The sequence below is a fragment of the Methylobacterium oryzae genome, assembly GCF_021398735.1.
Lineage (GTDB): Bacteria > Pseudomonadota > Alphaproteobacteria > Rhizobiales > Beijerinckiaceae > Methylobacterium.
This window is the reverse complement of record NZ_CP090349.1, coordinates 1502088-1523334: the sequence shown is the minus strand read 5'-3', so window position 1 is coordinate 1523334 and position 21247 is coordinate 1502088. Positions and strand designations below refer to the sequence as shown.

Genomic DNA, 21247 nt, shown 5'->3' with positions numbered 1-21247 from the left:
CTGATGGGCGCTCGCGGACCAGGAGCCGGCCGGCTGAAGGCGGCGCGCGAGGCGGTCGCGGCCACGCGGCGGCGCCTGCCGTGGCTCCGGAAGGGGCTCGGCCGGGCAGCGCGCGTAATCGCGTTCCTGCAATGGCTTCCCATCACGAAGGGGCCGCTCGCCGGAAAGCGGATGCGCCTCCTGCCGGCGCAGGTCGAATTCGTCACTGCGATCTACGGCGACCTCGACGCGAAGGGCCGGCGGCGGCGGCGCATCGGCATTCAGAGCATGCCGAAGGGCAACGGCAAGTCCGGTCTCGTGGCCGGGCTGGTGCTGGCGCACCTGCTGGGACCCGAAAGCGAGGTCCGCGGAGAGGTCTATTCCGGCGCGATCGACCGGCAGCAGGCCGCGATCATTTTCGCAGAGGCCGAGGCGATCATCCTGCAGGTGCCCGAGTTCGCCGCCCGGGTGAACATCCAGCGCTTCCAGAAGAAGATCGAGGTGCTGTCTGGCCAGGGCGCGGGCTCGGTGTACGAGGCGCTGAGCGCCGACGCCCGCCGCGCGCACGGTCTCAGCCCCACGCTGTTCGTCTACGATGAGTTGGCGCAAGCCCGGGACCGCGAGCTCCTCGACAACCTCATCAACGGGCTTGGCAAGCGCGCTGAGGGGTTGGGCCTCATCATCTCGACCCAAGCGCCGAGCGACACGCACGCCCTCTCGCAGCTGATCGACGACGGCCTGCGCCGGGACGACCGGAGCATCTTCGTCCAACTCCTCGCCGCGTCGCCGGAGGCCGATCCCTGGTCGGAGGAGACGTGGTTCCACTGCAATCCGGCGCTCGGAAAGTACCTGAGCCTGGAGGAGATGCGCGAGGCGGCGGCCCGGGCCCGGCGGATGCCCGCTTTCGAGCCCTCGTTCCGAAACCTTCGCCTGAATCAGCGGGTCGACGCCAACGAAGAGGCCCGCATCGTGACCGTAGGGACGTGGCGGCGCGGCAGCGTGCCGGTTGATCGGGCGGCGCTCGCCGGCCGGAAGTGCTTCGCCGGCCTGGATCTGTCTGGGAAGCACGACCTCACCGCCCTGGTGCTGGTGTTCCCGGCGGATGAGGACGAGGGGCCCTTCGCGGTTTTGCCGTTCTTCTGGACGCCTGCGGATCAGCTCGGCGCACGCCGCCCTGCGGAGCAGCAGCGGTTCCGGGAGTGGATCGCGGCCGGCCACATGACAGCGATTCCGGGCCCGACCATCCGCTACCGCTACATCGCCGACACGATGGGGCGGCTCGCCCGTGAGTTCGATATCCAGGCGGTCGCCTATGACCGCTGGCGGATCGACGATTTCAAGGCCGACCTCGCCGATCTCGATGCCGAGTTCCCGGCCCCGCTGGAGGCGTTCGGCCAAGGCTACGCGAGCATGTCGCCGGCGATCGAGTGGTTCGCCGAACTGGCTCTGACGGGCCGGCTGCATCACGGCGGACACCCGGTGCTGACGGCCAGCGTGGTCAGCGCGATCACGGTCAGCGACCCCGCCGGCAATCTGAAGATCGACAAGCCGAAGAGCGAGGCGCGTGGGCCCGTCCGGATCGACGGCGCGGTGGCGCTGCTGATGGCACTGAGCCTCGCCAAGCGGTTCCAGGGCGCTCCGCGGATCGACGTCAACGAGATCCTGAGCGGGATGGTGTGGGCATGAGCATCATCTCGCGCATCGGCCGGGCTCTCGGCCTTCGGGACACCGCGGCGTGGTCCACCTGGGCCGGAATGGGCACGTGGACCGGGAAGCCGGTGACGGCGGAGTCGACGCTTCAGATCGCGACGGCGCTCGCCTGCATCCGCCTCACGGCCTCGACCATCTCGACGCTCCCGGTGAACGTCTATCGCGAGGGCAGTGGTGGGGCGCACGAGCGGCAGCCCTCCCACCCCCTCGCCGTTGTCCTCAAGCAATCGCCGAACGCGGATCAGACGCCCGTCGAGTTCCTCGAGGGGATGCTGTCCGCCCTGATGCTTTGGGGCAATGCCTTCGCCCTGAAGACGGAATCGGCGGGGCAGATTCGCGCTCTGACCTTCCTGTCACCGGAGCGGATGACGGTCCGGCGCGATCCGGAAACCTACGAGCTGCAGTACATCTACAGCGAGCCGCGCGGCCGCGAGACCTACAGCGCCGCCGAGATCTGGCATCTGCGGGCCTTCGGCGTTGGTGGCGACCTCGGCCTGTCACCGATCCAGTACGGGCGCCAGGCGCTCGGCCTCGCCATGGCGACCGATGAGGCGGCGGCGCGCACCTTCGCCAACGGCATGAAGCCCGGCGGCTTCTTCCTGTCCAAGAATCAGCTCACCGAGCCGCAGCGTGCGCAGGCCCGCAAGGTGCTCGTGGAGCCGATGCAGGGGGCCGAAAATGCCGGGCGCATCGGCATCCTAGAGGGTGACGCCTTCACCTGGCAGCCGATCACAATGCCGCTGAAGGACGCGGAGCTGTTGGCCACCCGCGGCCTGCACATCGAGGAAATCTGCCGGCTCTTCGGCATCCCGCCCATCCTGGTGGGTCATGCGGCGAACGGCGTCACGGCCTGGGGTACTGGCATCGAGACCATCGTGCTGTCGTGGCTCACGACCTCGCTGGGGCCGCTGCTGCGCCGGATCGAAGCCAGCATGAACAAGGCGCTCATCGCGCCCGGCGAGCGCGGCACCGTGTGGGCCGAGTTCAGCCTCGAAGGCTTGCTGCGGGCGGACAGCGACGCGCGGGCGAAGCTCTACGCCTCGGCTGCACAGAATGGGTGGATGAAGCGGAACGAGATCCGCCGCCTGGAGAACCTACCGCCGGAGCCCGGTGGAGATGTGCTCACCGCGCAGTCGAATCTCGTGCCGCTCGAGAAGCTGGGGACGATCATCGCGCCGACGCGCGAGGTGCCGCCCGCCAACAACGGAGAGCACCAGTGAACGTGAAGCGCCGCGCTTTCCCGCTCGCAATCAAAGCCGCCCCCGACGCGGAGGGCCACTTCTCCGGCTACGTCAGCGTGTTCGGCACGCCCGACGTCTACCGCGAGGTGGTCGCCCCCGGGGCCTTTGCTGCGAGCCTCGCTGCGACCAAGGCCGCCGGCCGCAAGGTGCCGATCTGCTGGCAGCACCGAATGGACGAGCCGATCGGTGTCTGGGACAAGCTCGAAGAGGATGCCAAGGGCCTCTACGGCGAAGGCACGCTCTGGACCGACGTGGCGCCGTACGCCCGGATTGCACAGCGCGGCATGGCCGCCGGCGCAATCTCCGGCCTGTCCATCGGCTATTACGTCGTCGCCGACACGTTCAACGAAGCCGAGCGCGTCCGCACGCTGACCGCCCTGGACCTTCGGGAAGCCAGCGTCGTCACCGACCCCGCGCACGATGATGCCCGGGTCGACGTGGTGAAGGCGAAGCTCGCGGCAGGCGAGCGCATCACAGATCGCGAGTTCGAGACCGTCCTTCGGGAGAAGGTGGGGTTCTCGCGCTCGGAGGCCGCGGACATCGCCGACCGCGGCTTCAAGGCGTGGAGCCGTCGGGAGACGGACCACCCACAGGCGGATCCTGCTGCAGCGGCGGCCCTGGTGGCGCGCCTGAGCAGCTTCTCCCTCCCGAAGTGAGCAGCACAATGAATATGCATACCCCCATCGTCGCGGGACACCGCGAATACGGCCGGAAGGATGCCGGCGGCGGTCAGGGCGGCGAGGCCGGCGGCTTCCGCGAGATCATGACGGCGCTGGAGACCCGCGATCGCGAGATCAAGAGCTTCGCCGACAAGGCCGATTCCGAGATCAAGTCGCACGGCAAGATCCTGGACGACACGAAGGCGGCTCTCGACAAGGTGCTCTCCGAGTCCGGCCAGCTCGCCGCGCGCCTCCTGGAGCTGGAACAGAAGTCGGCCCGCCGCCCCGGCGACGGTCCCGCTCGGAAGTCGGTGGGCGAGCAGTTCACCGACACGGCCGACTTCAAGGCTCTCGCCGAGAAGGGCCGCGGCGTCGCCCGCATGCAGGTGAAGGCCGTCACCACGATCAACAGCGGGACCACCGGCACCGGCGCCGCGGGCAGCGCCATCCGGCCGGACCGCCTTCCCGGCATCCTGGTTCCAGCCGAGCGGCCCTTCACCATTCGCGACCTGCTGGCGGCGGGCCGCACGGCGAGCAACGCGCTGGAATACGTCCAGGAGACCGGATTCCAGAACAACGCAGCGCCCGTCGCCGAGATGGCGCTCAAGCCGCAGTCGGATCTCGCGCTCGGCGTGAAGACCGCCAACGTGCGGACGATCGCGCATTGGTTTGCCGCGTCGAAGCAGGTGCTGGACGATGTGCCCGCGCTCCAGAGCTACATCGATGCGCGGGCGACCTACGGCCTCCTGTTCGTCGAGGAGCAGCAGCTCCTGGCCGGCGACGGCACCGGGCAGAACCTGCTGGGTCTCCTGCCGCAGGCCACCCCGTTCAGCGCCGGCCTGCGCAAGACGGGTGACACCAAGATCGACACGATCCGGCGCGCCATCCTCCAGGTGCGGATCGCGGAGTTCCGCGCCTCCGGCATCGTCATGAGCCCGGCCGACTGGGCCGACATCGAGCTCATGAAGGACACCACCGGCGGGTACATCTGGAGCAACCCGGCGATCAACAACGGCCGCAACCTCTGGGGCCTGCCGGTCGTCGACACGAACGCGATGGCGGACGACCACTTCATGGTCGGCGCCTTCAACATCGCCGCGCAGGTGTTCGATCGCGAGATCGCCAACGTCGAGGTGTCGACGGAGCACGCGGACTTCTTCACCCGCAACATGGTGGCGATCCGGGCGGAAGAGCGGCTTGCGCTCGCCGTCTACCGTCCCGAGAGCTTCGTGCACGGCACCTTCGACGCCGAGTAGCGCCCCCGACCGCGAGAACGGGGTCGGCGCTCCGTGCCGGCCCCTCCATCCTGCCAGGAGGGCGATCATGCCTCACGTCCGCGTCCTTCGACCCTTCAACAACGGATCGCACCACGCCTTCGCACGCCCCGGCGATGTGCTGACGGTGAGCGACGATCGCGCCACGGACCTGATCCGCAACCACCTTGTCGAGCCCTGCGACGTCGAGAAGGCCGCCCCCATCCCGGACACGAAGCCCGCGCCAACCCCGGCCAACAAGACGAGCCCGGCGCCCGCCGCGAAGCCCGGCCGGAAGCCGCTTGGCCGCCCGCGGAAGGTCCGGTAGCGCCATGCTGACTGTCATCACTCCTGGCACGTCCACCGCGTTGACGACCCTCGCTCGTGCAAAGGCGCTGCTCGGCTTCGGCAGCGCCGATGATGCGGCCGCCACGGTGCTGATCGGACAGGCGTCCCGCGTGATTGCGGAGCACTGCCGGCGCCCGTTCGGGGTCGCCTCCTATCGTGAAACGTTCAGCGACCGCGATTGCGGTGAGGATGGTCCGCTGCTGTCCCGCGGGCCCGTCGTGGAAGTGATCGCCGTCCGCAGTATCGGCGTCACCTTCGACCCGAGTGAGTATCGCGTCTCAGAGGCGGGTCGGCTTCAGCGCATCGAGCCCGACGGCCGCGTGGTGCCATGGTGGGGCAGCTTCCTGACGGTGGACTACCGGGCGGGCTACGTGCTGCCGCAGGACGGCGCGAATGCCCCGGCCCAGACGCTCCCCGATTCCGTCGAGCGAGCCGCGATCATGATCGTGGCCACGTATCTCAGCCTGCGCGGCCGGGATCCGACCGTGAAGAGCGAGAGCAACGACGGCCTTGGCCAGACCTCGTGGTGGGTCCCGGGTGCGGGTGACAGCCTGCCATCCCCAGAGGCCGAGCAGCTCCTGGTGCCGTTCGTGCGGTACTGGCCATGACGATCCCGCTCCGCACCCGATCCGATCTGAAGGCCGCTGGCCGGGCCATGGCGATCGAAGCCGTGGACGCGACCGCGAAGCACTTCGCGGAGCTTTCCGAGGTCGAGATGTTGGACGAGGCCCGGATCGACGCCGCGACCGCTCGCATGCTCGACGCGGCGGCCAGCGTGGGCCGAACCTATCTCGAAGCCGGGACTCCACCCGCGTGGGTGAAGGCCTTCCTAAGCAGCTTCCAGCGGGCGGCCAGCGCCCGCCTTGCCCATCACTCGCTTGCAGCCCGTCCGGCTGCCGGCAACGCATAGGCTCGCCGATGCCGACGATCGAGTCCATCCGCCGTGTCACGGTGCAGTACCGGTCCGAGGGCGCCGACAAGGTGCGCTCGGACGCGGACTCCGTTGCCGCCGCGCAGACCCGCCTGGGCGCTGCCGCGGAGGCCGCTAGCGTCACGACGGAGGTTGCCAGCCGCCGCACGCTGAGCGCCGCGAGCGCATATGACCGGCTGCTCGCCAAGATCGACCCGATGGTTCGGCAGCAGCAGATGCTGGAGCGCGCCACGCGGACGGTGGATCGCGCCTTCCAACAAGGTGTGACGGATGCGGCTGCCTACGAGCGCACGATGAGCCTCGTACAGGCGCGCTATAACGGCATCGAACAGGCGGCGATGCGAGCCGCGCAGGCGCAGCGGCAGGCTTGGCGTGAGCTCGGCGATCAAGGATCTCGGGCGCTTGAGAATATCGACGCGGGTCGTCGGCTCGGATCGCTTGGCGGTTCGGGCTCTCCTTCCGCGGCTAACGAGAACCGTCGACTCCGTGCCGATCAGGTCCAGAACCTCGCGTTCCAGGCGAGCGATGTGGTCTCGTCCCTCGGAAGTGGCAGCAACCTCTCCACCGTTGCCTTTCAGCAGGGCCCCCAAATCGCCCAGGTCTTCGGCGGGCCGGGCGGCGCGAGCGTGCGGGGCGCGTTCGCACAGGCCAGCGAGGCGGCCTCAGCGCTGGCGGCACGGGTCGGTGTTGTTGGCGGCGCGATCGGTGCGGCTACGGCCGTCGTGGGGACCGGCATCGCGGCGCTGAGCGCCTACCGCGACCAGCAGAAGGAACTGTCCCTGTCCCTCGCCGGCATGGGCCGGGCGAGCGGGACCAGCGTCGGCCAAATCAACGCCATCGCCGCGGCGTCGGCCGGCCCGGCGGGGCTCAGCGTGTCGGCGGCCCGGGACATGGCGGGCGAGTTCGCCTCGACCGGCCGCATCGGCTCGGAGATGTATGCCCGCCTCCTCGGTGCGGCGAAGGACTATGCCGCCACCACCCGACAGGACCTTCCCGACGCCACGAAGGCGCTGGCGGCGGCGTTTGCGGATCCCACGGCCGGCGCGGAAAAACTGAATGCGCAGCTTGGCTTCCTAGACGCCACATCGCAGGAGACCATTCAGCGCCTCGACGCACAGGGCAACCGACTCGGTGCACAGCGGGCCCTGTTCGACGCCTTCGCCGGCAGCGTGGAGAAGGCGGACGCGCGCCTCGGGTTCTTCTCCCGGCAGTGGCAGGAATTCAGCCGCAACACCTCGAACGAGTTCGACCAGATCGGCGCCTTCATCGATCGCGGACTCGGCGGCGGTGCTGCTGAGGAGCGGCTGAAGGCGCTCCAGGGGCAGCTCGATTTTCGCCAGCGGAACAGGGGCACGGCCGGCGGCCTGTTCGACTCGCTCCTTGGGTTCGATGAAAACCAGATCCGGTCGGACATCGCGAAGGTCCAGGCCGAGATCGACAAGGCAGCCGCGGAAGGGCGTGCAAAGGATCTGGGACAGCGCAGCCTCGCGGTGAACCGCCTCGTCCAGGGCGCCAATCCCGAGAGCGAGGCGCTCAAGAAGGCCCAGGACGCGGCCACGCGGATCAGGACCGAGCTCGCCGCCGGCGTGATTGACCCGAACGGCGAGAGCCGGCGGACCATGGAGGGCTTCGAGGCTTCGGCGCGCCGGATTGCAGAGGATCTGCGGTCGGGCGGCTCAGCCATGGCAGACAGCCTCCGGCGGGCGCAGTTCGATGCCAGCCAGGTCGGGCGCTCTGGTCTCGGCCGGACCTCGGCTGAGATCGAGTTCGAATTCGCCAACCGCCAGCGCATGCTCGAGGCGCAGAACCTTGAGCCGTCCAAGCGCTTCGAGCAGATGCAGTCCATGGAGCTCGAGCGGGTCACCCGGCTCCAGACCGCGCAGCGCGAGGCCACGTTCTCGGAGACGGGGCGCAGCGGGCTGATCAACAGGGTGCCGGAGAACCTTCGCCAGCACTATCTCGATGCGGCGTCACAGACCGGCGTCCCCCTCGACCTTCTGTTGGGTGTCTCCTACGCCGAGTCCCGCTTCAACCCGACTGCGGCGGCCAACCGGAATTTCCCGACCTCGCACGCCTACGGCCTGATGCAGCTCCAGCCCGGGACCGCGCGGGAATTGGGGGTCGACCCGACTGATCCCCGCCAGAACGTGCTCGGCGGTGCGCGCTACCTCCGCGATCGGCTCGACCAGGCCAACGGGGACGAGGCGCTCGCGTATGGGCTCTATCACGACGGACCGGGCACCTCCGGCAATTCGGCCGCGGCGCGCAGGGCCTTCGCCGAGGTCCAACGATTTCGGAATATGCCGACCACCGGACAGGAGATCGCTGGCGATGATGCCCGGTCCCGGGCGCTAGATAACGAAAACCGGCTCGTTCAACTCAACAGCCAGTTCCTCGGCCGGAACGGCGAGGCGCTCGACGCCGCCACGCGCCAGCAGCAGCTTCTGAACGAGGCGATCAGCCAGGGTCGGGAGATCACCCCACAGCTCCGGGACGAATTCGCCAAGACGGCCGCGGCGATGGCCAGCGCAACGCGCGCCCTCGCGGGCACCCGGGCCGGCCGGGATCTGGAATTTGAGCGGGATCAGCTCGGACGCGACCGGTACGACCAGAGTGCCTACAGCCGGGCGCGCTCGGCCTTCGGAGACACCACCAGCCCGCAGGCTCAGGCGTTCATCGGCGAGGCCCGCCAGAACGCCATGCTCAGCGATGCGCGGTCGACTCTCACGGACGCCGCAACCGGCTTCGCCACGGCGCTCAGCCACGGCACCTCGGCGGCAAGCGCCTTCGGCAATTCCCTTTCCCGGATCGGCGACAAGCTGATCGGCGGCGCGCTGGACTCCATCATCGGCTCGGCATTCCGCGGTGGCGGTGGCGGCCTCCTGGGTGGCCTCGGCTCGCTCTTCGGCTTCGCGGAGGGCGGGTACACCGGCGACGGCGGGAAGTACCAGCCGGCAGGCATCGTCCACGCCGGAGAATACGTCATGCCCGCTCACGTCGTGCGGCAGTACGGCACCGGATTCTTCGACGGCATCAGCGGGTTGCGTGGCTTCGCGGAGGGCGGCTTCGTACCGATGCCGAGCAACCCGGCGCCGCTCACTCCGGCTCCAGCAGCCAACGACAGCGGCGGCCAGTCGAGCGGCGTGTCCCACTTCTACGACTTCCGAGGATCGAACCTGACCCGGGCGGACGCGGAGCACATCGCGGCGCGGGTCGCTACTGCCGTCACGGCTCAGAGCAACTCGGAGCGCGACCGGACGCAGTTTGAACGGCAAGCCCTCGCACGGAAGAGCTTCGGCTGATGCGCCAACACCAGGCCATTCCCGACGTGGCGGAGTTGGAGCGGATGCCGGCCGGTGAAAGCGGCCCGCGCCTTCGTGCGTTGGTCGCGTTCTACCGGTCCCGGCTCGACACCGCAGCGTCCCGCGTCCGGAACCGTCACCTCAACATGATCCGGCAGGCTCAGGCTGCGGCGCGGAGAATGGGACTAACCGACATTGCGCAGGCTTAAGCTAAGCGGCTCCTTCCTGACTCGCATTCCGCGCTGCTTTCTTTTCAAGCAACTTTTTCATGCCAGATGTAAAATTAGCAGATGCTGCAGTCGAGATATTAATCTGCGTTGCAAGAAACACCAAGCTATCACGAACAATTTCCGCCAATTCGAGACATTCCTCATCTGTCTGCGAATGCAGACCTTCGCTCAAGGCTTCGTGTAGCGCCCTCAGAGGATTGATGCCGTCGGGCCTAAGAATCGAAGGGAGCATATCCTTTACTAGATCAATCTTTTCTGCGGCAACACGAGTGGTTTTGACGCGATCGAGAGCCTCCTGGTATGTCGCGAGCTCAGCCGGATCAATCAGGCCTGAAACCTTCGCCAGAAGCTCGTCAATGACTTCTTCCACAATACGACGATAATATGCGAATGCTGCTATTCCATAACTCTGCTCTTCACAAATTTGCCCTCTACGCAAATACTCCGGATGCTCGCCAAGTAATTTCTCAACGTCTACATTAGATTTTATAGTTCTCGGTGGAAACTGTCCGATTTTTGTAACTTTATTCCGGTCGTCAGAAAAATGCAGAAAAAACTCACGAAGATCTTTTCCGCAGCCATTGCATACATAAACTGCATGCACGGCAGTTCCTGTACAATCTCTATGGCCGTGCTCTTGACCTACGTATCGACCGTGCCGAATATTATACGTCTGATTTGACTTGCATTGAGGGCATTCGAAATTAATGGCCGGCCTAGGGAGTTGATGCAACATACTTGGGGCCGCAAATTTAAAAGGCCTGTACAATGGGTATGACTCGAGAAACATTTTATCAGGCATCAACAAAACCTACTTGATGTAATCTGTCAGTGCGGGGATAAACGGGGCGGCGATCGTCATATAATTTGCTGCTTGCTGGACAAAGTTGTTGAACTTCAGCCTTCGGTCTTCGCCCTTTGCAGCCTCAAGGTCACTGAGTAGCAATTCGACGCGCCGTAGCTCTTCCACATCATGTAGCTCACGCCTGAACGCCGCGCGTATATCTTTGAAGATATTTGTCTCACCTGCATAATTTTGAGAATTGTCCACGGAGTTGAAATTTATTCTAGCATTCGGTCCATGAACGTGAAAACTGTAATTGCCGCCCGTCTTTGCCTTGAACGCGCCCTTCCTGCGGGTTTTAATTATGAGGTGCGCCGGAATGACGTGGAACTTTTCCTGATAATTTACCTCGAGTACCTCGAAAACCTCCTCAGTGCCGTTTGGTATAGTGCGCCTGATTTCGTCGCCAGCGTGAATGACCACTGTTGGATCGGGAATGGTGACCTGCTTCGAATCAACCATGGCACTGATGCGAGAACGAACGGTCCCGTCGGGCGCTACGATATCCACATCAGAGTGCGGAAAATGGTTGAACATCCTGCCTCTCGGAAGCTGCTCGGGTAGATGCGGACGTGTTCGATCCGTGTTGCTCGGAGCAGCCTACGCTGGGTGGTAACCCGTTGTAAAACCTCAGGTGGTGTTGCAGCGTGTTGCAGTCCACAGGCAGCGTGTTTCAGGCAATGAAAAACCCGCTAAGTCGCTGACCTAGCGGGTGAAATCTGTGGTGAGCGCGCTGGGACTCGAACCCAGGACCTACAGATTAAAAGTCCGTTGCTCTACCAGCTGAGCTACGCGCTCGCGTCCCGGGCCGCGCGGCGGCCCGTCGGGGACGGCGCGTCCGCAATAGGTGAGCGGGACCGGGGGGTCAACACGACGGAGGTGGACAACCCTCAGGCCGCGTCGCCGCGGGTCCGCTCGACGATGTCCCGGGCCTCGTCGAAGGCCGCGTCCGCGTCGAGCTCGGTGGTGTCGAGCCGGACCGCGTCCTCGGCCATGCGCAGGGGGGCGGCGCTGCGCGACGCGTCCCGGGCGTCGCGGGCCTCGATGTCGGCCAGGATCGCCGCGAAGGTCGCTGCCTCGCCGCGGCCGGCCAGCTCGCGGTGGCGGCGGCGGGCACGCTCCTCGGACGAGGCGGTGATGAACAGCTTCACCGCGGCCTCGGGGCACACGACCGTGCCGATGTCGCGCCCGTCGAGCACCGCCCCCTGCGGGTCGGCGGCGAAGCGGCGCTGCCACGCGAGCAGCCCGGCGCGGACCTCCGGCACCGACGAGACGCGGGAGGCCGCCTCGCCCATTGCCCGCTCGCGCAGGCGCGGATCGTCGAGCCGACCGGCGTCGAGGGCCTGGGCCGCCCGCGCCGCGGCGGCGGCATCGTCCAGCGACAGACCGGCGTCGATCAGGGCAAGCGCCACCGCCCGGTAGAGGAGCCCGGTGTCGAGATGCGGCAGGCCGTAATGGTCGGCCAGACGCTTGGCGAGGGTACCCTTGCCGGACGCGGCCGGTCCGTCGATCGCGATGACGAGCGGCATGGCGGTCACGCCCCGATCTGGCCGCCGAGGGCCTGCATGGTCGGAAGGAAGCTCGGGAAGCTCGTGGCGATCATCGCGCCGTCATCCACCGTGACCGGGTTCCGCGCCGCGAGCCCCATCACCAGGAACGCCATGGCGATGCGGTGGTCGAGGTGGGTCGCCACCGTCCCGCCGCCCGGCGCCGCGGTGCCGTCGCCCTCGACCACGAGATCGTCGCCCTCGACCGCGTGGCGGACGCGGTTCGCGGCGAGCCCGGCCGCCACGGCCGCGAGGCGGTCCGATTCCTTCACCCGCAGCTCGTGCAGGCCGTTCATCCGGGTCCGGCCCTCGGCGAAGCTCGCCGCCACCGCCAGCACCGGGTACTCGTCGATCATCGCGGGCGCCCGCTCGGCCGGGACGTCGACGCCGGTCAGGCGGCTCGCGCGCACGCGCAGGTCGGCTACGGTCTCGCCGCCCTCCTCCCGCTCGGCCACGCGCTCGATCTGCGCGCCCATCTCGAGGAGCGTCGTGATCAGCCCGATGCGCAGCGGGTTCATCATCACGCCCTCGATCACCACGTCGGAGCCGGGCACGATCAGCGCCGCCACCAGCGGGAACGCCGCCGAGGAGGGGTCGGCCGGCACCACCACGTCGGTGCCGCGCAGGGTCGGCTGGCCCGTCAGCGCGACCTTGCGGCCGTGGCCGCCCGGACCGTGCGGCTCGACGCTGACCGCGGCGCCGAACAGGCGCAGCATCCGCTCGGTGTGGTCGCGGGTCGCGGCCGCCTCGATCACGGTCGTGACGCCGGGGGCGTTGAGGCCGGCCAGTAGGACCGCCGACTTGATCTGCGCGGAGGCCGCCGGGGTCTCGTAGGTGATCGGGATCGCCTCCCTGGGACCCCGCAGGGTCAGGGGCACGCGTCCGCCCTCGGCCTCGGCCAGGACCTGCGTGCCCATCCGGGTGAGAGGGTCGAGGATGCGGCGCATCGGCCGCGAGCGCAGGGAGGCGTCGCCGTCGAAGGTCGCGGTCACCGGCTGCCCGCCGACCACGCCCATCATCAGCCGCGAACCGGTGCCGGCATTGCCGAAATCGAGAACCTCGGCCGGGTCGCCGAGGCCGCCGATCCCGACGCCCCGGACCCGCCAGCTCCCGGCCCCGAGGCGCTCGACCCCTGCCCCGAGCGCCTTCGCGGCGGCGGCGGTGCGCAGGACGTCGTCGCCCTCCAGCAGGCCCTCGACCCGCGTCTCGCCCTGGCTGAGCAGGCCGAGGATCATCGACCGGTGCGAGATCGACTTGTCGCCGGGCGGGCGCAGGCGTCCGCGCAGCGGGGCGCCCGGCGCGGCTGTGAGGGGCTGGGGGGTCGAATCGTGCGACACGGGACGTCCGTTCGGGCTCTGAGACGTGGGCCTGGATCCGGCGCGTCGCGCGGCCCTGCCGCGGCGCTGCAATCGGACGGTGAAATCGCCGCGCCGTTAACACGGGCACCGCCCGCCGTCATCCATCCGCTGCCCGCGCCGATCCCGGGCGCCGCACGCGGGGGCGCGCCGCCCGAAACGCCCTGCGCGGGCTCGATTGACAGGCGCTTTCACCGCGACTAACGGGGCGCCTCCCCCGAGACAGTACTGACGACGAGGTGTCCGCCCGTGGCCCGACCGGAACTTGGCTTGAAGCGCCAGTGCATGAGCTGCGGCGCGAAGTTCTACGACCTCGCCCGCGATCCCGCGGTCTGCCCGAAATGCGGCGCGGTCTATCAGGCGGTGGCCACCTCCAGCCGTGCGGCCCCCCCGGCGCTGTCGCGGGGCCCGGCCAACACCGACGATGAGGACGAGACGGACGAGAAGGGCCCGGAGATGGTCTCCCTCGACGAGGTCGAGGCCGCCGAGGACGACGCCGATCCCACGCCCGAGGACGACTCGGTCGAGGACGGGGAATCCTCCGACGACGATACCTTCCTGGAGGAAGAGGATTCCGGCGACGACGACGTCTCCGACCTGATCGACGGCGATATCGAGAACGACGAGGAGGGCTGAGGCGGCCTCCGTCTCTCCCGACCAAAAACCCCCGGCGGCAGCGAAAAAGGGGGTTGAGTCCGCGATGCGAGCCGCCTATAGAACCGGCCTCGCCGACCGCGACCCGGACCGGCGAGACCCCGCGGTACCCAAACCGCGGTGGATGTAAAAAGTGGGGCCTTAGCTCAGCTGGGAGAGCGCTTCCATGGCATGGAAGAGGTCATCGGTTCGATCCCGTTAGGCTCCACCATCCCACCCTCGCGCGACGCGGCCCTGTCGGGGACGCGGACCGCGTTTAAAAATATGGGGCCTTAGCTCAGCTGGGAGAGCGCTTCCATGGCATGGAAGAGGTCATCGGTTCGATCCCGTTAGGCTCCACCATTCCTCGCGTGCGCGACGCGGCCGTCCCGGCCTTCCGCGCTATCAGGCAGATCCCCACAGCACCGTCCCTGCGCGCAGCGAAGCGATCCCGTAGGCGCGACGACTGAGGTCGCGCGGTCCTGAGTCACCACGCGTTGCTCGTGATGGCGGAGAGGACATCGCCCGAGGGTTTCAGGCGGAACCCGTCCCGGCCGACCAGGCCCGCATCGGGACTCCTCGCTGTATCAATCCGGCTCAGCGGGTCAGGTGACCGAGCGGCAGCGCGGTCGTGTACTTCACCTGCCCCAGGGCGAAGCTCGAGCGGATGTTGGCCACGCCGGGGATCCGCGTGAGGTGGTCGAGGACGAGCTTCTGGTACTGGCCCAGATCCTCGACGACGACGCGCAGCATGTAGTCGGCCTCGCCGCTCATCAGGTAGCACTCCATCACCTCCGGGCGGCTGCGCACCGCCTCGTCGAAGGCCTGGAGCGCGGCCTGGGTCTGCTTCTCAAGCGACACGTGGACGAAGACGTTGACCGCGAGCCCGAGGCTCAGCGGGTCGACCACCGCCACGCAGCCGCGGATCACCCCCGCCTCCTTCAGGTCGTTGACGCGTCGCCAGCACGGCGACGTCGACAGGCCGACCCGCTCCGCGAGATCCGCGATGCTGATCTCGCTGTCCTGCTGCAGGCACTCGAGGATGCGCAGGCTCGCGGCGTCGAGGGCGGCCGGTCGGGCGGGCATGCGATCGGTCTCCGGTCGGGAGCCGCGTGCGCGGTCCGGGGCGCAGGATGCGGCATGTTTTGCCGCCTACAGCCCGCATCTCGGAATATCAATCCGCGAGCCCCGGCATCGCGGCAAATATCCGGCATGTCCCGCCGCCGCGATCCTCGTATGATCGCGCCGACCAGGGAGGCCGCGCCGATGAACGCCATACCGCCGAAAGCCACGATCGCGCGGTCCGCCGAGGTGGATCACGATCCGGCCGAGACCCAGGACTGGCTCGCCGCGCTGGAATCCGTCTTCCGCACCGAGGGTGCGGCCCGGGCGCGCTTCATCCTCGATCGCCTGGAGCGGCGCTCGAAGGAGATCGGCATCCTCGACGAGGCCCTGCCCTACTCGCCCTACCGGAACACGATCGCGCTGGAGAAGCAGCCGCGCTACCCCGGCGACCTCGACATCGAGGAGCGCCTGACCTCGATCATGCGCTGGAACGCGCTGGCCATGGTGGTGCGTGCCAACATGGCCTACGGCGAGCTCGGCGGCCACGTGGCGAGCTACGCCTCGGCGGCGGAGCTGTTCGAGGTCGGCTTCAATCACTTCTTCAAGGGCGGCACGGACGGCGACCTCGTCTATTTCCAGCCGCACTCCGCGCCGGGCGTCTACGCGCGGGCCTTCCTCGAGGGCCGGCTGTCCGAGGAGCAGCTGAAGCACTACCGCCAGGAGATCGCCGGCGACGGGCTGTGCTCCTACCCGCATCCCTGGCTGATGCCGGATTTCTGGCAGGTCCCCACCGGCTCCATGGGCATCGGCCCGATTCACGCGGTCTACCAAGCGCGGTTCATGCGCTACCTCGGCGACCGGGGCCTCGCCGACACCACCGGCCGGCACGTCTGGGGCGTGTTCGGCGACGGCGAGATGGACGAGCCCGAGTCGATCGGCGGCCTGGCGCTCGCCGCGCGCGAGAATCTCGACAACCTAACCTTCGTCATCAACTGCAACCTGCAGCGGCTCGACGGGCCGGTGCGCGGCAACGGCCAGATCATCCAGGAGTTGGAGAGCCTGTTCCGCGGCGCCGGCTGGAACGTCATCAAGGTGCTGTGGGGCTCGGAGTGGGACGGGATCTTCGCCCGCGACACCAACCACGCCCTGCTGCGCCGCTTCGCCGAGACGGTGGACGGCAAGTACCAGACGCTCGGTGCCAAGGACGGCGCCTACAACCTCGCCCACTTCTTCGGCGAGGATCCGGAGGTGCGCGAGCTCGTCGCCCACATGTCGGATGCCGACGTCGACCGGCTGAAGCGCGGCGGCCACGACTTCCGCAAGCTCTACGCGGCCTTCGCGGCCGCCAAGGCCACCAAGGGCCGGCCGACGGTGATCCTGGCCAAGACCAAGAAGGGCTACGGCATGGGCGGCGCGGGCGAGTCGCGCATGACCGCCCACCAGGCCAAGAAGCTCGACGTCGACGCGCTGCGCGCCTTCCGCGACCGCTTCGCCCTGCCGCTGTCGGACGCGCAGGTGGAGGGCCTGGCCTTCTACAAGCCGGCCGAGGACGGCGCCGAGATGCGCTACCTGCGCGAGCGGCGCGAGATGCTCGGCGGCGTCCTGCCGGCCCGCCGCCGCACGGCGCCGACGGTCCCGGTTCCGGAGCTCTCCACCTACGCGGCCTTCGCCCTCGAGGCTGGCGGCAAGGAGATGTCGACCACCACCGCGGTGGTGCGCCTGTTCGGCAACCTCCTGAAGCACAAGGATCTCGGGCCGCGCATCGTGCCGATCGTCGCCGACGAGGCGCGGACCTTCGGCATGGCCAACCTGTTCCGGCAAGTCGGGATCTACGCGCCGCAGGGGCAGCTCTACGAGCCGGAGGATGCCGGCTCCATGCTCTACTACCGCGAGGCCCGGGACGGGCAGCTCCTCGAGGAGGGCATCACCGAGGCCGGGGCGATCTCGTCCTGGACGGCGGCGGCCACGTCCTACAGCGTCCACGGCCTGTCGATGCTGCCGTTCTACATCTACTACTCGATGTTCGGCTTCCAGCGGGTCGGCGACCTGATCTGGGCGGCGGCCGACCAGCGGGCCCGCGGCTTCCTGATCGGCGCCACGGCGGGCCGCACGACGCTCGGCGGCGAGGGCCTGCAGCACCAGGACGGTTCGAGCCACATGCAGGCGGCCGCGATCCCGAACTGCCGGGCCTACGATCCGGCCTTCGCGTACGAGATGGCGGTGATCGTCGACCGGGGCGCCCGGGCGATGATGGAGGAAGGCGAAGACGCCTTCTACTACCTCACGGCGATGAACGAGAACTACGCCCAGCCGTCCATGCCGCAGGGGGCGGAGGCCGGGATCCTGAAGGGCATGTACCGCCTGTCGGGGCCGGAGGCCGGACAAGGGACGGGCGCCGCTGTGCGGCTCCTGGGCTCCGGGGCGATCCTGCCGGAGGTGATCGCAGCGGCGACGATGCTCGCGCAGGATTTCGGCGTCGCGGCCGAGGTGTTCAGCGTGACGAGCTTCAGCGAGCTGGCCCGCGACGCCCGCGAGGCCGAGCGGCAGGCGATGCTCAACCCGGAGGCCGAGGCGCCGGTCAGCCACGTGGCGGCGCTGCTGCCGGGCACGGCGCCCATCGTCGCGGCGAGCGACTACGTCCGGGCCTACCCGCAGCTGATCGCCTCCTATGTCGGCGCGCGCTTCGTCACCCTCGGCACCGACGGGTTCGGGCGCAGCGACACCCGCAACGCGCTCCGCCGGTTCTTCGAGGTCGACCGGCAGCACGTGGTCATCGCCGCCCTGCACGCTCTGGCCGAGGCCGGCACGGTGCCGCGCGCCGCGGTGGCGGACGCGATCCGCCGCTACGGCGTCGCGGCCGACGCGCCCGCGCCCTGGACGATCTGAGGCCGGGCGCCCCGTCGAGGGGCGCCGCCCGCCCCCACCCCTTTTCCGAACGCCCGACCCACGGACACCCGACCGCATGAGCGCCGCGCTGCAGATCGCCCTCCCGGATATCGGCGACTACCGGGACGTGCCGGTCATCGAGCTTCTGGTGAAGCCCGGCGACCGCCTCGCGGTGGACGACCTGATCCTCAGCATCGAGTCCGACAAGGCCACCATGGAGGTCCCCTCCCCGGTCGCCGGCATCGTGCGCGAGTTGCTGGTGTCGGTGGGGACGAAAGTGTCCGAGGGCACGCCGATCCTGACGGTGGAGCCTGCCGAGGGCGGCGGGGTCGAGACCGCGGCGGCACCGCCTGCCGCGGCCGCAGCGCCGTCGGCTTCCGGGCAGGGCGCGGGTCCCCGCTCCCGTGCGGGAGAGGGACAGGGTGAGGGATCCGGGTTGTCCGGAGACGGCACCCCCCTCACCCCAGCCCTCGCCCGCACGGGAGAGGGAGCCGGTCGCGCCTCGCCGGAGCCGATGCGGGCCGACCCGATCCAGGCGACGAGCGGCGACGTGCATGCCAGCCCGTCGGTCCGCCAGCTCGCGCGCGAGCTGGGCGTCGGGCTCGACCGCGTCGCCGCCACCGGCCCGAAGGGGCGGATCCTGCGCGAGGACGTGCACGCCTTCGTCAAGGCGGCCCTCAACGCGCCGGTCCAGGCGCCCGCCGCCGCGTCCGGCATCGGCGCCGGCCTGCCGCCCTGGCCGGAGGTCGACTTCGCCAAGTACGGGCCGGTGCGGCGCGAGCCGCTCTCGCGCATCCAGAGTCTCTCTGGGGCCAATCTCAGCCGCAACTGGCTGACGATCCCGCACGTGACCAATTTCGACCGGGCCGACGTCACCGAGATCGAGTCGTTCCGGGTCGGCCTCAACACGGAGACACGCACGCCGCCCGCCCGGGTCACCATGGTGGCCTTCCTGATCAAGGCGGCGGCCTCGGCGCTGCGCGCCTATCCGCGCTTCAATTCCTCCCTGGAGGGCAGCGACCTCGTCCTGAAGGACTACGTCCATGTCGGCTTCGCGGTGGACACGCCGAAGGGCCTGATGGTGCCGGTGGTGCGCGACTGCGACCGCAAGGGCCTCATCGAGATCGCCACCGAGATGGCCGCGATGGCCGAGAAGGCCCGGGCCGGAACCCTCCCGGGTTCCGACATGCAGGGCGGCTGCTTCTCGGTGTCGTCGCTCGGCGGCATCGGCGGCGACGGCTTCACCCCGATCATCAACGCCCCCGAGGTCGCGATCCTGGGCGCGGCGCGCTCGCGCACCGAGGCGGTCTGGGACGGCAAGGCCTTCCAGCCGCGCCTGATCCTGCCGCTCAGCCTGTCCTGGGACCACCGCGTCGCGGACGGCGTCGCCGCCGCCCGCTTCCTCGGCCACGTGGCCTCGGTCCTGTCGGACCTGCGCCGCGCCCTCCTGTGACCGCCGCCATGCCCGAGACCCTCGACATCCGCGTCCCCGATCTCGGGGACTACGCCGACGTGCCCGTCATCGAGATCCCGGTGGCGCCCGGCCAGCCGGTCGCCAAGGACCAGACCCTGCTGGTGGTCGAATCCGACAAGGCGACGCTGGACATCCCCTCCCCCGCGGCGGGCCGCCTCGTGGAGATGCTGGTCGGCCTCGGCGACACGGTCTCGGCCGGCACCCTCGTCGCCCGCCTCGCGGTCGAGGCGACCGACGCGCGCGGCGAACCGACCCCTGCGCCGGCCTCGGCTCCGACCCCCGCGCCCACGCCCGCCGCGCCGCCGCCGAAGCCGCAGGCCGGCGCGGGCTGCGATCTCCTGGTGATCGGCGGAGGACCGGGCGGCTACTCGGCCGCCTTCCGGGCCGCCGATCTCGGGCAGCGGGTCATCCTGGTCGAGCGCCACGCGACCCTCGGCGGCGTCTGCCTCAACGTGGGCTGCATCCCCTCGAAGGCGCTGCTCCACGTGGCCGCGGTCACCGAGGAGGCCGTCCGGCTGGCCGCGCACGGGATCAGCTTCGGCGCGCCGACGGTCGATCTGGAGAAGCTGCGGACCTTCAAGGCCGGCACCGTACGCCGCCTCACCGACGGGCTCGCCCAGATGGCGCGCCAGCGCAAGGTCGAGGTGGTCCGCGGGACAGCCCGCTTCACCGGGCCCGACACGGTCTCGGTGACGCTGCACGACGGCGGCACGCGGGACGTCACCTTCACGGGCGCCGTCGTGGCGGCGGGCTCCGCGCCGGTGGCCCTGCCGATGCTCCCGGACGATCCGCGGATCGTGAATTCCACCGGGGCGCTGGAACTGCCCGCCGTGCCGCGCCGGCTCCTGGTGATCGGCGGCGGCATCATCGGCCTGGAGATGGCGACCGTCTACAGCGCCCTCGGCGCGCGGGTCGACGTGGTCGAGCGCCTGCCCGGCCTGCTCGAGGGCGTCGACCGGGATCTCGTCAGCGTCTGGACGAAGCGCAACGCCCACCGTTTCGACCGCGTCCTGACAGGGATCGAGGTCGTCTCCGCCGAGGCGAAACCGGACGGGATCGCCGTGACCTTCTCGGGCGGGGCCGAGCCCGGAACCTACGACCTCGTTCTCCAGGCCGCCGGCCGCCGGCCCAACGGGGCGACGCTCGGCCTCGACGCGGCCGGCGTGGCGCTGGACGGCGGCTTCGTGCCGGTGGACGCCCAGATGCGCACGAACGTGCCGCACATCTTCGCCATCGGCGATTGCGTCGGCCAGCCGATGCTCGCCCACAAGGCGGTGCATCAGGGCCACGTCGCCGCCGAGGCGGCCGCCGGCCACAAGGCCGGGTTCGACGCCGCCGTGATCCCCTCGGTCGCCTACACCGACCCGGAGATCGCCTGGGCCGGCCTCACCGAGACGGCCGCGAAGGCGGCCGGGCGGGCCGTCGAGGTGGCGCGCTTCCCCTGGGCCGCTTCGGGCCGGGCCATCGCCAACGGCGCCGATTACGGCCTGACCAAGCTGCTGTTCGACGCGCAGACCAGGCGCGTCGTCGGCGGCGCCATCGTCGGCCCGAGCGCCGGCGACATGATCGGCGAGGTCGCGCTGGCGATCGAGATGGGCGCCGACGCCACCGATATCGGCCGGACGATCCACCCCCACCCGACGCTCGGCGAGACGATCGGTCTCGCGGCAGAGGCCGGGCTCGGCCTCTGCACCGACCTGCCGCCGGTCGCCCGTCGGTAGACACGACATCGGCGCCGGGCCCGTCCGCCCGGCGGCTCGACGGATCGCCGCGTCTTGTATAGATCTCGG

General features: G+C 69.2%; 17 protein-coding genes and 3 tRNA genes. 14 read left to right on the top strand and 6 right to left on the bottom strand.

Annotation, left to right across the window (positions count from 1 at the left end; genetic code table 11):
• Window positions 1-3: 3 nt before the first annotated feature.
• The 8 genes from LXM90_RS07260 to LXM90_RS07225 all read left to right on the top strand — a co-directional run bounded on the left by LXM90_RS07260 (window position 4) and on the right by LXM90_RS07225 (window position 9423).
• Entirely contained in the window at window positions 4-1665 is a 1662-nt protein-coding gene (locus LXM90_RS07260) for a terminase large subunit (RefSeq protein ID WP_234082199.1), read from the top strand.
• A gap of 68 nt (window positions 1666-1733) precedes the next feature.
• On the top strand, window positions 1734-2909 hold the full coding sequence (locus tag LXM90_RS07255) for a phage portal protein (RefSeq protein ID WP_234082197.1): 1176 nt from the start codon (window positions 1734-1736) through the stop codon (window positions 2907-2909).
• Window positions 2906-3586 (top strand): HK97 family phage prohead protease, encoded by a 681-nt coding sequence (locus tag LXM90_RS07250; protein ID WP_234082194.1) that lies wholly within the window; start codon window positions 2906-2908, stop codon window positions 3584-3586. The genes LXM90_RS07255 and LXM90_RS07250 overlap by 4 nt, the downstream gene beginning before the upstream one ends.
• 8 nt (window positions 3587-3594) lie before the next feature.
• Complete coding sequence (locus tag LXM90_RS07245) at window positions 3595-4845, top strand: phage major capsid protein (RefSeq protein WP_234082192.1); 1251 nt, start codon at window positions 3595-3597, stop codon at window positions 4843-4845.
• A gap of 67 nt (window positions 4846-4912) precedes the next feature.
• A complete protein-coding gene (locus tag LXM90_RS07240; RefSeq protein WP_234082190.1) occupies window positions 4913-5170 on the top strand; it encodes a hypothetical protein in 258 nt (85 codons plus the stop codon).
• 4 nt (window positions 5171-5174) lie between these two features.
• The gene (locus LXM90_RS07235) at window positions 5175-5798 is read left to right on the top strand and encodes a hypothetical protein (protein ID WP_234082188.1); all 624 of its coding nucleotides are present in this window, start codon (window positions 5175-5177) and stop codon (window positions 5796-5798) included.
• A complete protein-coding gene (locus LXM90_RS07230) occupies window positions 5795-6100 on the top strand; it encodes a hypothetical protein (RefSeq protein WP_234082186.1) in 306 nt (101 codons plus the stop codon). Before LXM90_RS07235 ends, LXM90_RS07230 begins: the two co-directional genes overlap by 4 nt.
• 8 nt (window positions 6101-6108) lie before the next feature.
• A complete protein-coding gene (locus tag LXM90_RS07225; protein WP_234082183.1) occupies window positions 6109-9423 on the top strand; it encodes a phage tail length tape measure family protein in 3315 nt (1104 codons plus the stop codon).
• 210 nt (window positions 9424-9633) lie between these two features.
• Here the strand turns inward: LXM90_RS07225 and LXM90_RS07220 are convergent, their stop codons facing one another.
• From LXM90_RS07220 to aroA, 5 genes are all read right to left on the bottom strand, one after another.
• A complete protein-coding gene (locus LXM90_RS07220; RefSeq protein WP_234082182.1) occupies window positions 9634-10257 on the bottom strand; it encodes a hypothetical protein in 624 nt (207 codons plus the stop codon).
• 207 nt (window positions 10258-10464) lie between these two features.
• Complete coding sequence (locus tag LXM90_RS07215; RefSeq protein WP_234082180.1) at window positions 10465-11034, bottom strand: hypothetical protein; 570 nt, start codon at window positions 11032-11034, stop codon at window positions 10465-10467.
• Between the two features lie 185 nt (window positions 11035-11219).
• Window positions 11220-11295 (bottom strand) — tRNA-Lys (locus tag LXM90_RS07210).
• A gap of 92 nt (window positions 11296-11387) precedes the next feature.
• A complete protein-coding gene (gene cmk, locus LXM90_RS07205; RefSeq protein ID WP_051123743.1) occupies window positions 11388-12026 on the bottom strand; it encodes a (d)CMP kinase in 639 nt (212 codons plus the stop codon).
• A 5-nt stretch (window positions 12027-12031) separates the two neighbouring features.
• Window positions 12032-13381, bottom strand: coding sequence for a 3-phosphoshikimate 1-carboxyvinyltransferase (gene aroA / locus LXM90_RS07200; RefSeq protein WP_020092866.1), 1350 nt, complete (start codon window positions 13379-13381; stop codon window positions 12032-12034).
• A gap of 267 nt (window positions 13382-13648) precedes the next feature.
• Here aroA and LXM90_RS07195 point away from each other — a divergent pair, with 267 nt between their 5' ends.
• From LXM90_RS07195 to LXM90_RS07185, 3 genes are all read left to right on the top strand, one after another.
• Window positions 13649-14035: a TIGR02300 family protein gene (locus LXM90_RS07195; RefSeq protein ID WP_026604880.1), complete on the top strand. Its 387-nt coding sequence runs from the start codon at window positions 13649-13651 to the stop codon at window positions 14033-14035.
• Between the two features lie 153 nt (window positions 14036-14188).
• A tRNA-Ala gene (locus LXM90_RS07190) sits at window positions 14189-14264 on the top strand.
• Window positions 14265-14319: 55 nt separating this feature from the next.
• Window positions 14320-14395, top strand: a tRNA-Ala gene (locus LXM90_RS07185).
• Between the two features lie 234 nt (window positions 14396-14629).
• On the opposite strand, the gene LXM90_RS07180 is transcribed toward LXM90_RS07185, so the two are convergent.
• Entirely contained in the window at window positions 14630-15118 is a 489-nt protein-coding gene (locus LXM90_RS07180; protein ID WP_020092868.1) for an Lrp/AsnC family transcriptional regulator, read from the bottom strand.
• A gap of 180 nt (window positions 15119-15298) precedes the next feature.
• Between LXM90_RS07180 and mdeB the strand changes: the two genes are divergently transcribed.
• The 3 genes from mdeB (at window position 15299) to lpdA (ending at window position 21178) form a co-directional block, all read left to right on the top strand.
• Window positions 15299-17983 (top strand): alpha-ketoglutarate dehydrogenase, encoded by a 2685-nt coding sequence (gene mdeB / locus LXM90_RS07175; RefSeq protein ID WP_234082177.1) that lies wholly within the window; start codon window positions 15299-15301, stop codon window positions 17981-17983.
• 76 nt (window positions 17984-18059) lie between these two features.
• Window positions 18060-19436, top strand: a complete 1377-nt coding sequence (locus LXM90_RS07170) for a 2-oxo acid dehydrogenase subunit E2 (RefSeq protein WP_234082174.1) — start codon at window positions 18060-18062, stop codon at window positions 19434-19436.
• A gap of 8 nt (window positions 19437-19444) precedes the next feature.
• On the top strand, window positions 19445-21178 hold the full coding sequence (lpdA, locus tag LXM90_RS07165; RefSeq protein WP_026604882.1) for a dihydrolipoyl dehydrogenase: 1734 nt from the start codon (window positions 19445-19447) through the stop codon (window positions 21176-21178).
• Window positions 21179-21247: the final 69 nt, after the last annotated feature.

Excerpts from the sequence above, each read along its gene's own strand:
- LXM90_RS07255 (WP_234082197.1), top strand. The coding sequence starts at position 1,734 with ATGGGCACGTGGACCGGGAAGCCGGTGACGGCGGAGTCGACGCTTCAG.
- mdeB (WP_234082177.1), top strand. The coding sequence starts at position 15,299 with ATGAACGCCATACCGCCGAAAGCCACGATCGCGCGGTCCGCCGAGGTG.
- LXM90_RS07230 (WP_234082186.1), top strand. The coding sequence starts at position 5,795 with ATGACGATCCCGCTCCGCACCCGATCCGATCTGAAGGCCGCTGGCCGG.
- LXM90_RS07215 (WP_234082180.1), bottom strand. The coding sequence starts at position 11,034 with ATGTTCAACCATTTTCCGCACTCTGATGTGGATATCGTAGCGCCCGAC.
- LXM90_RS07260 (WP_234082199.1), top strand. The coding sequence starts at position 4 with ATGGGCGCTCGCGGACCAGGAGCCGGCCGGCTGAAGGCGGCGCGCGAG.
- lpdA (WP_026604882.1), top strand. The coding sequence starts at position 19,445 with ATGCCCGAGACCCTCGACATCCGCGTCCCCGATCTCGGGGACTACGCC.
- LXM90_RS07225 (WP_234082183.1), top strand. The coding sequence starts at position 6,109 with ATGCCGACGATCGAGTCCATCCGCCGTGTCACGGTGCAGTACCGGTCC.
- LXM90_RS07235 (WP_234082188.1), top strand. The coding sequence starts at position 5,175 with ATGCTGACTGTCATCACTCCTGGCACGTCCACCGCGTTGACGACCCTC.
- LXM90_RS07180 (WP_020092868.1), bottom strand. The coding sequence starts at position 15,118 with ATGCCCGCCCGACCGGCCGCCCTCGACGCCGCGAGCCTGCGCATCCTC.
- LXM90_RS07170 (WP_234082174.1), top strand. The coding sequence starts at position 18,060 with ATGAGCGCCGCGCTGCAGATCGCCCTCCCGGATATCGGCGACTACCGG.
- LXM90_RS07245 (WP_234082192.1), top strand. The coding sequence starts at position 3,595 with ATGAATATGCATACCCCCATCGTCGCGGGACACCGCGAATACGGCCGG.
- LXM90_RS07240 (WP_234082190.1), top strand. The coding sequence starts at position 4,913 with ATGCCTCACGTCCGCGTCCTTCGACCCTTCAACAACGGATCGCACCAC.
- cmk (WP_051123743.1), bottom strand. The coding sequence starts at position 12,026 with ATGCCGCTCGTCATCGCGATCGACGGACCGGCCGCGTCCGGCAAGGGT.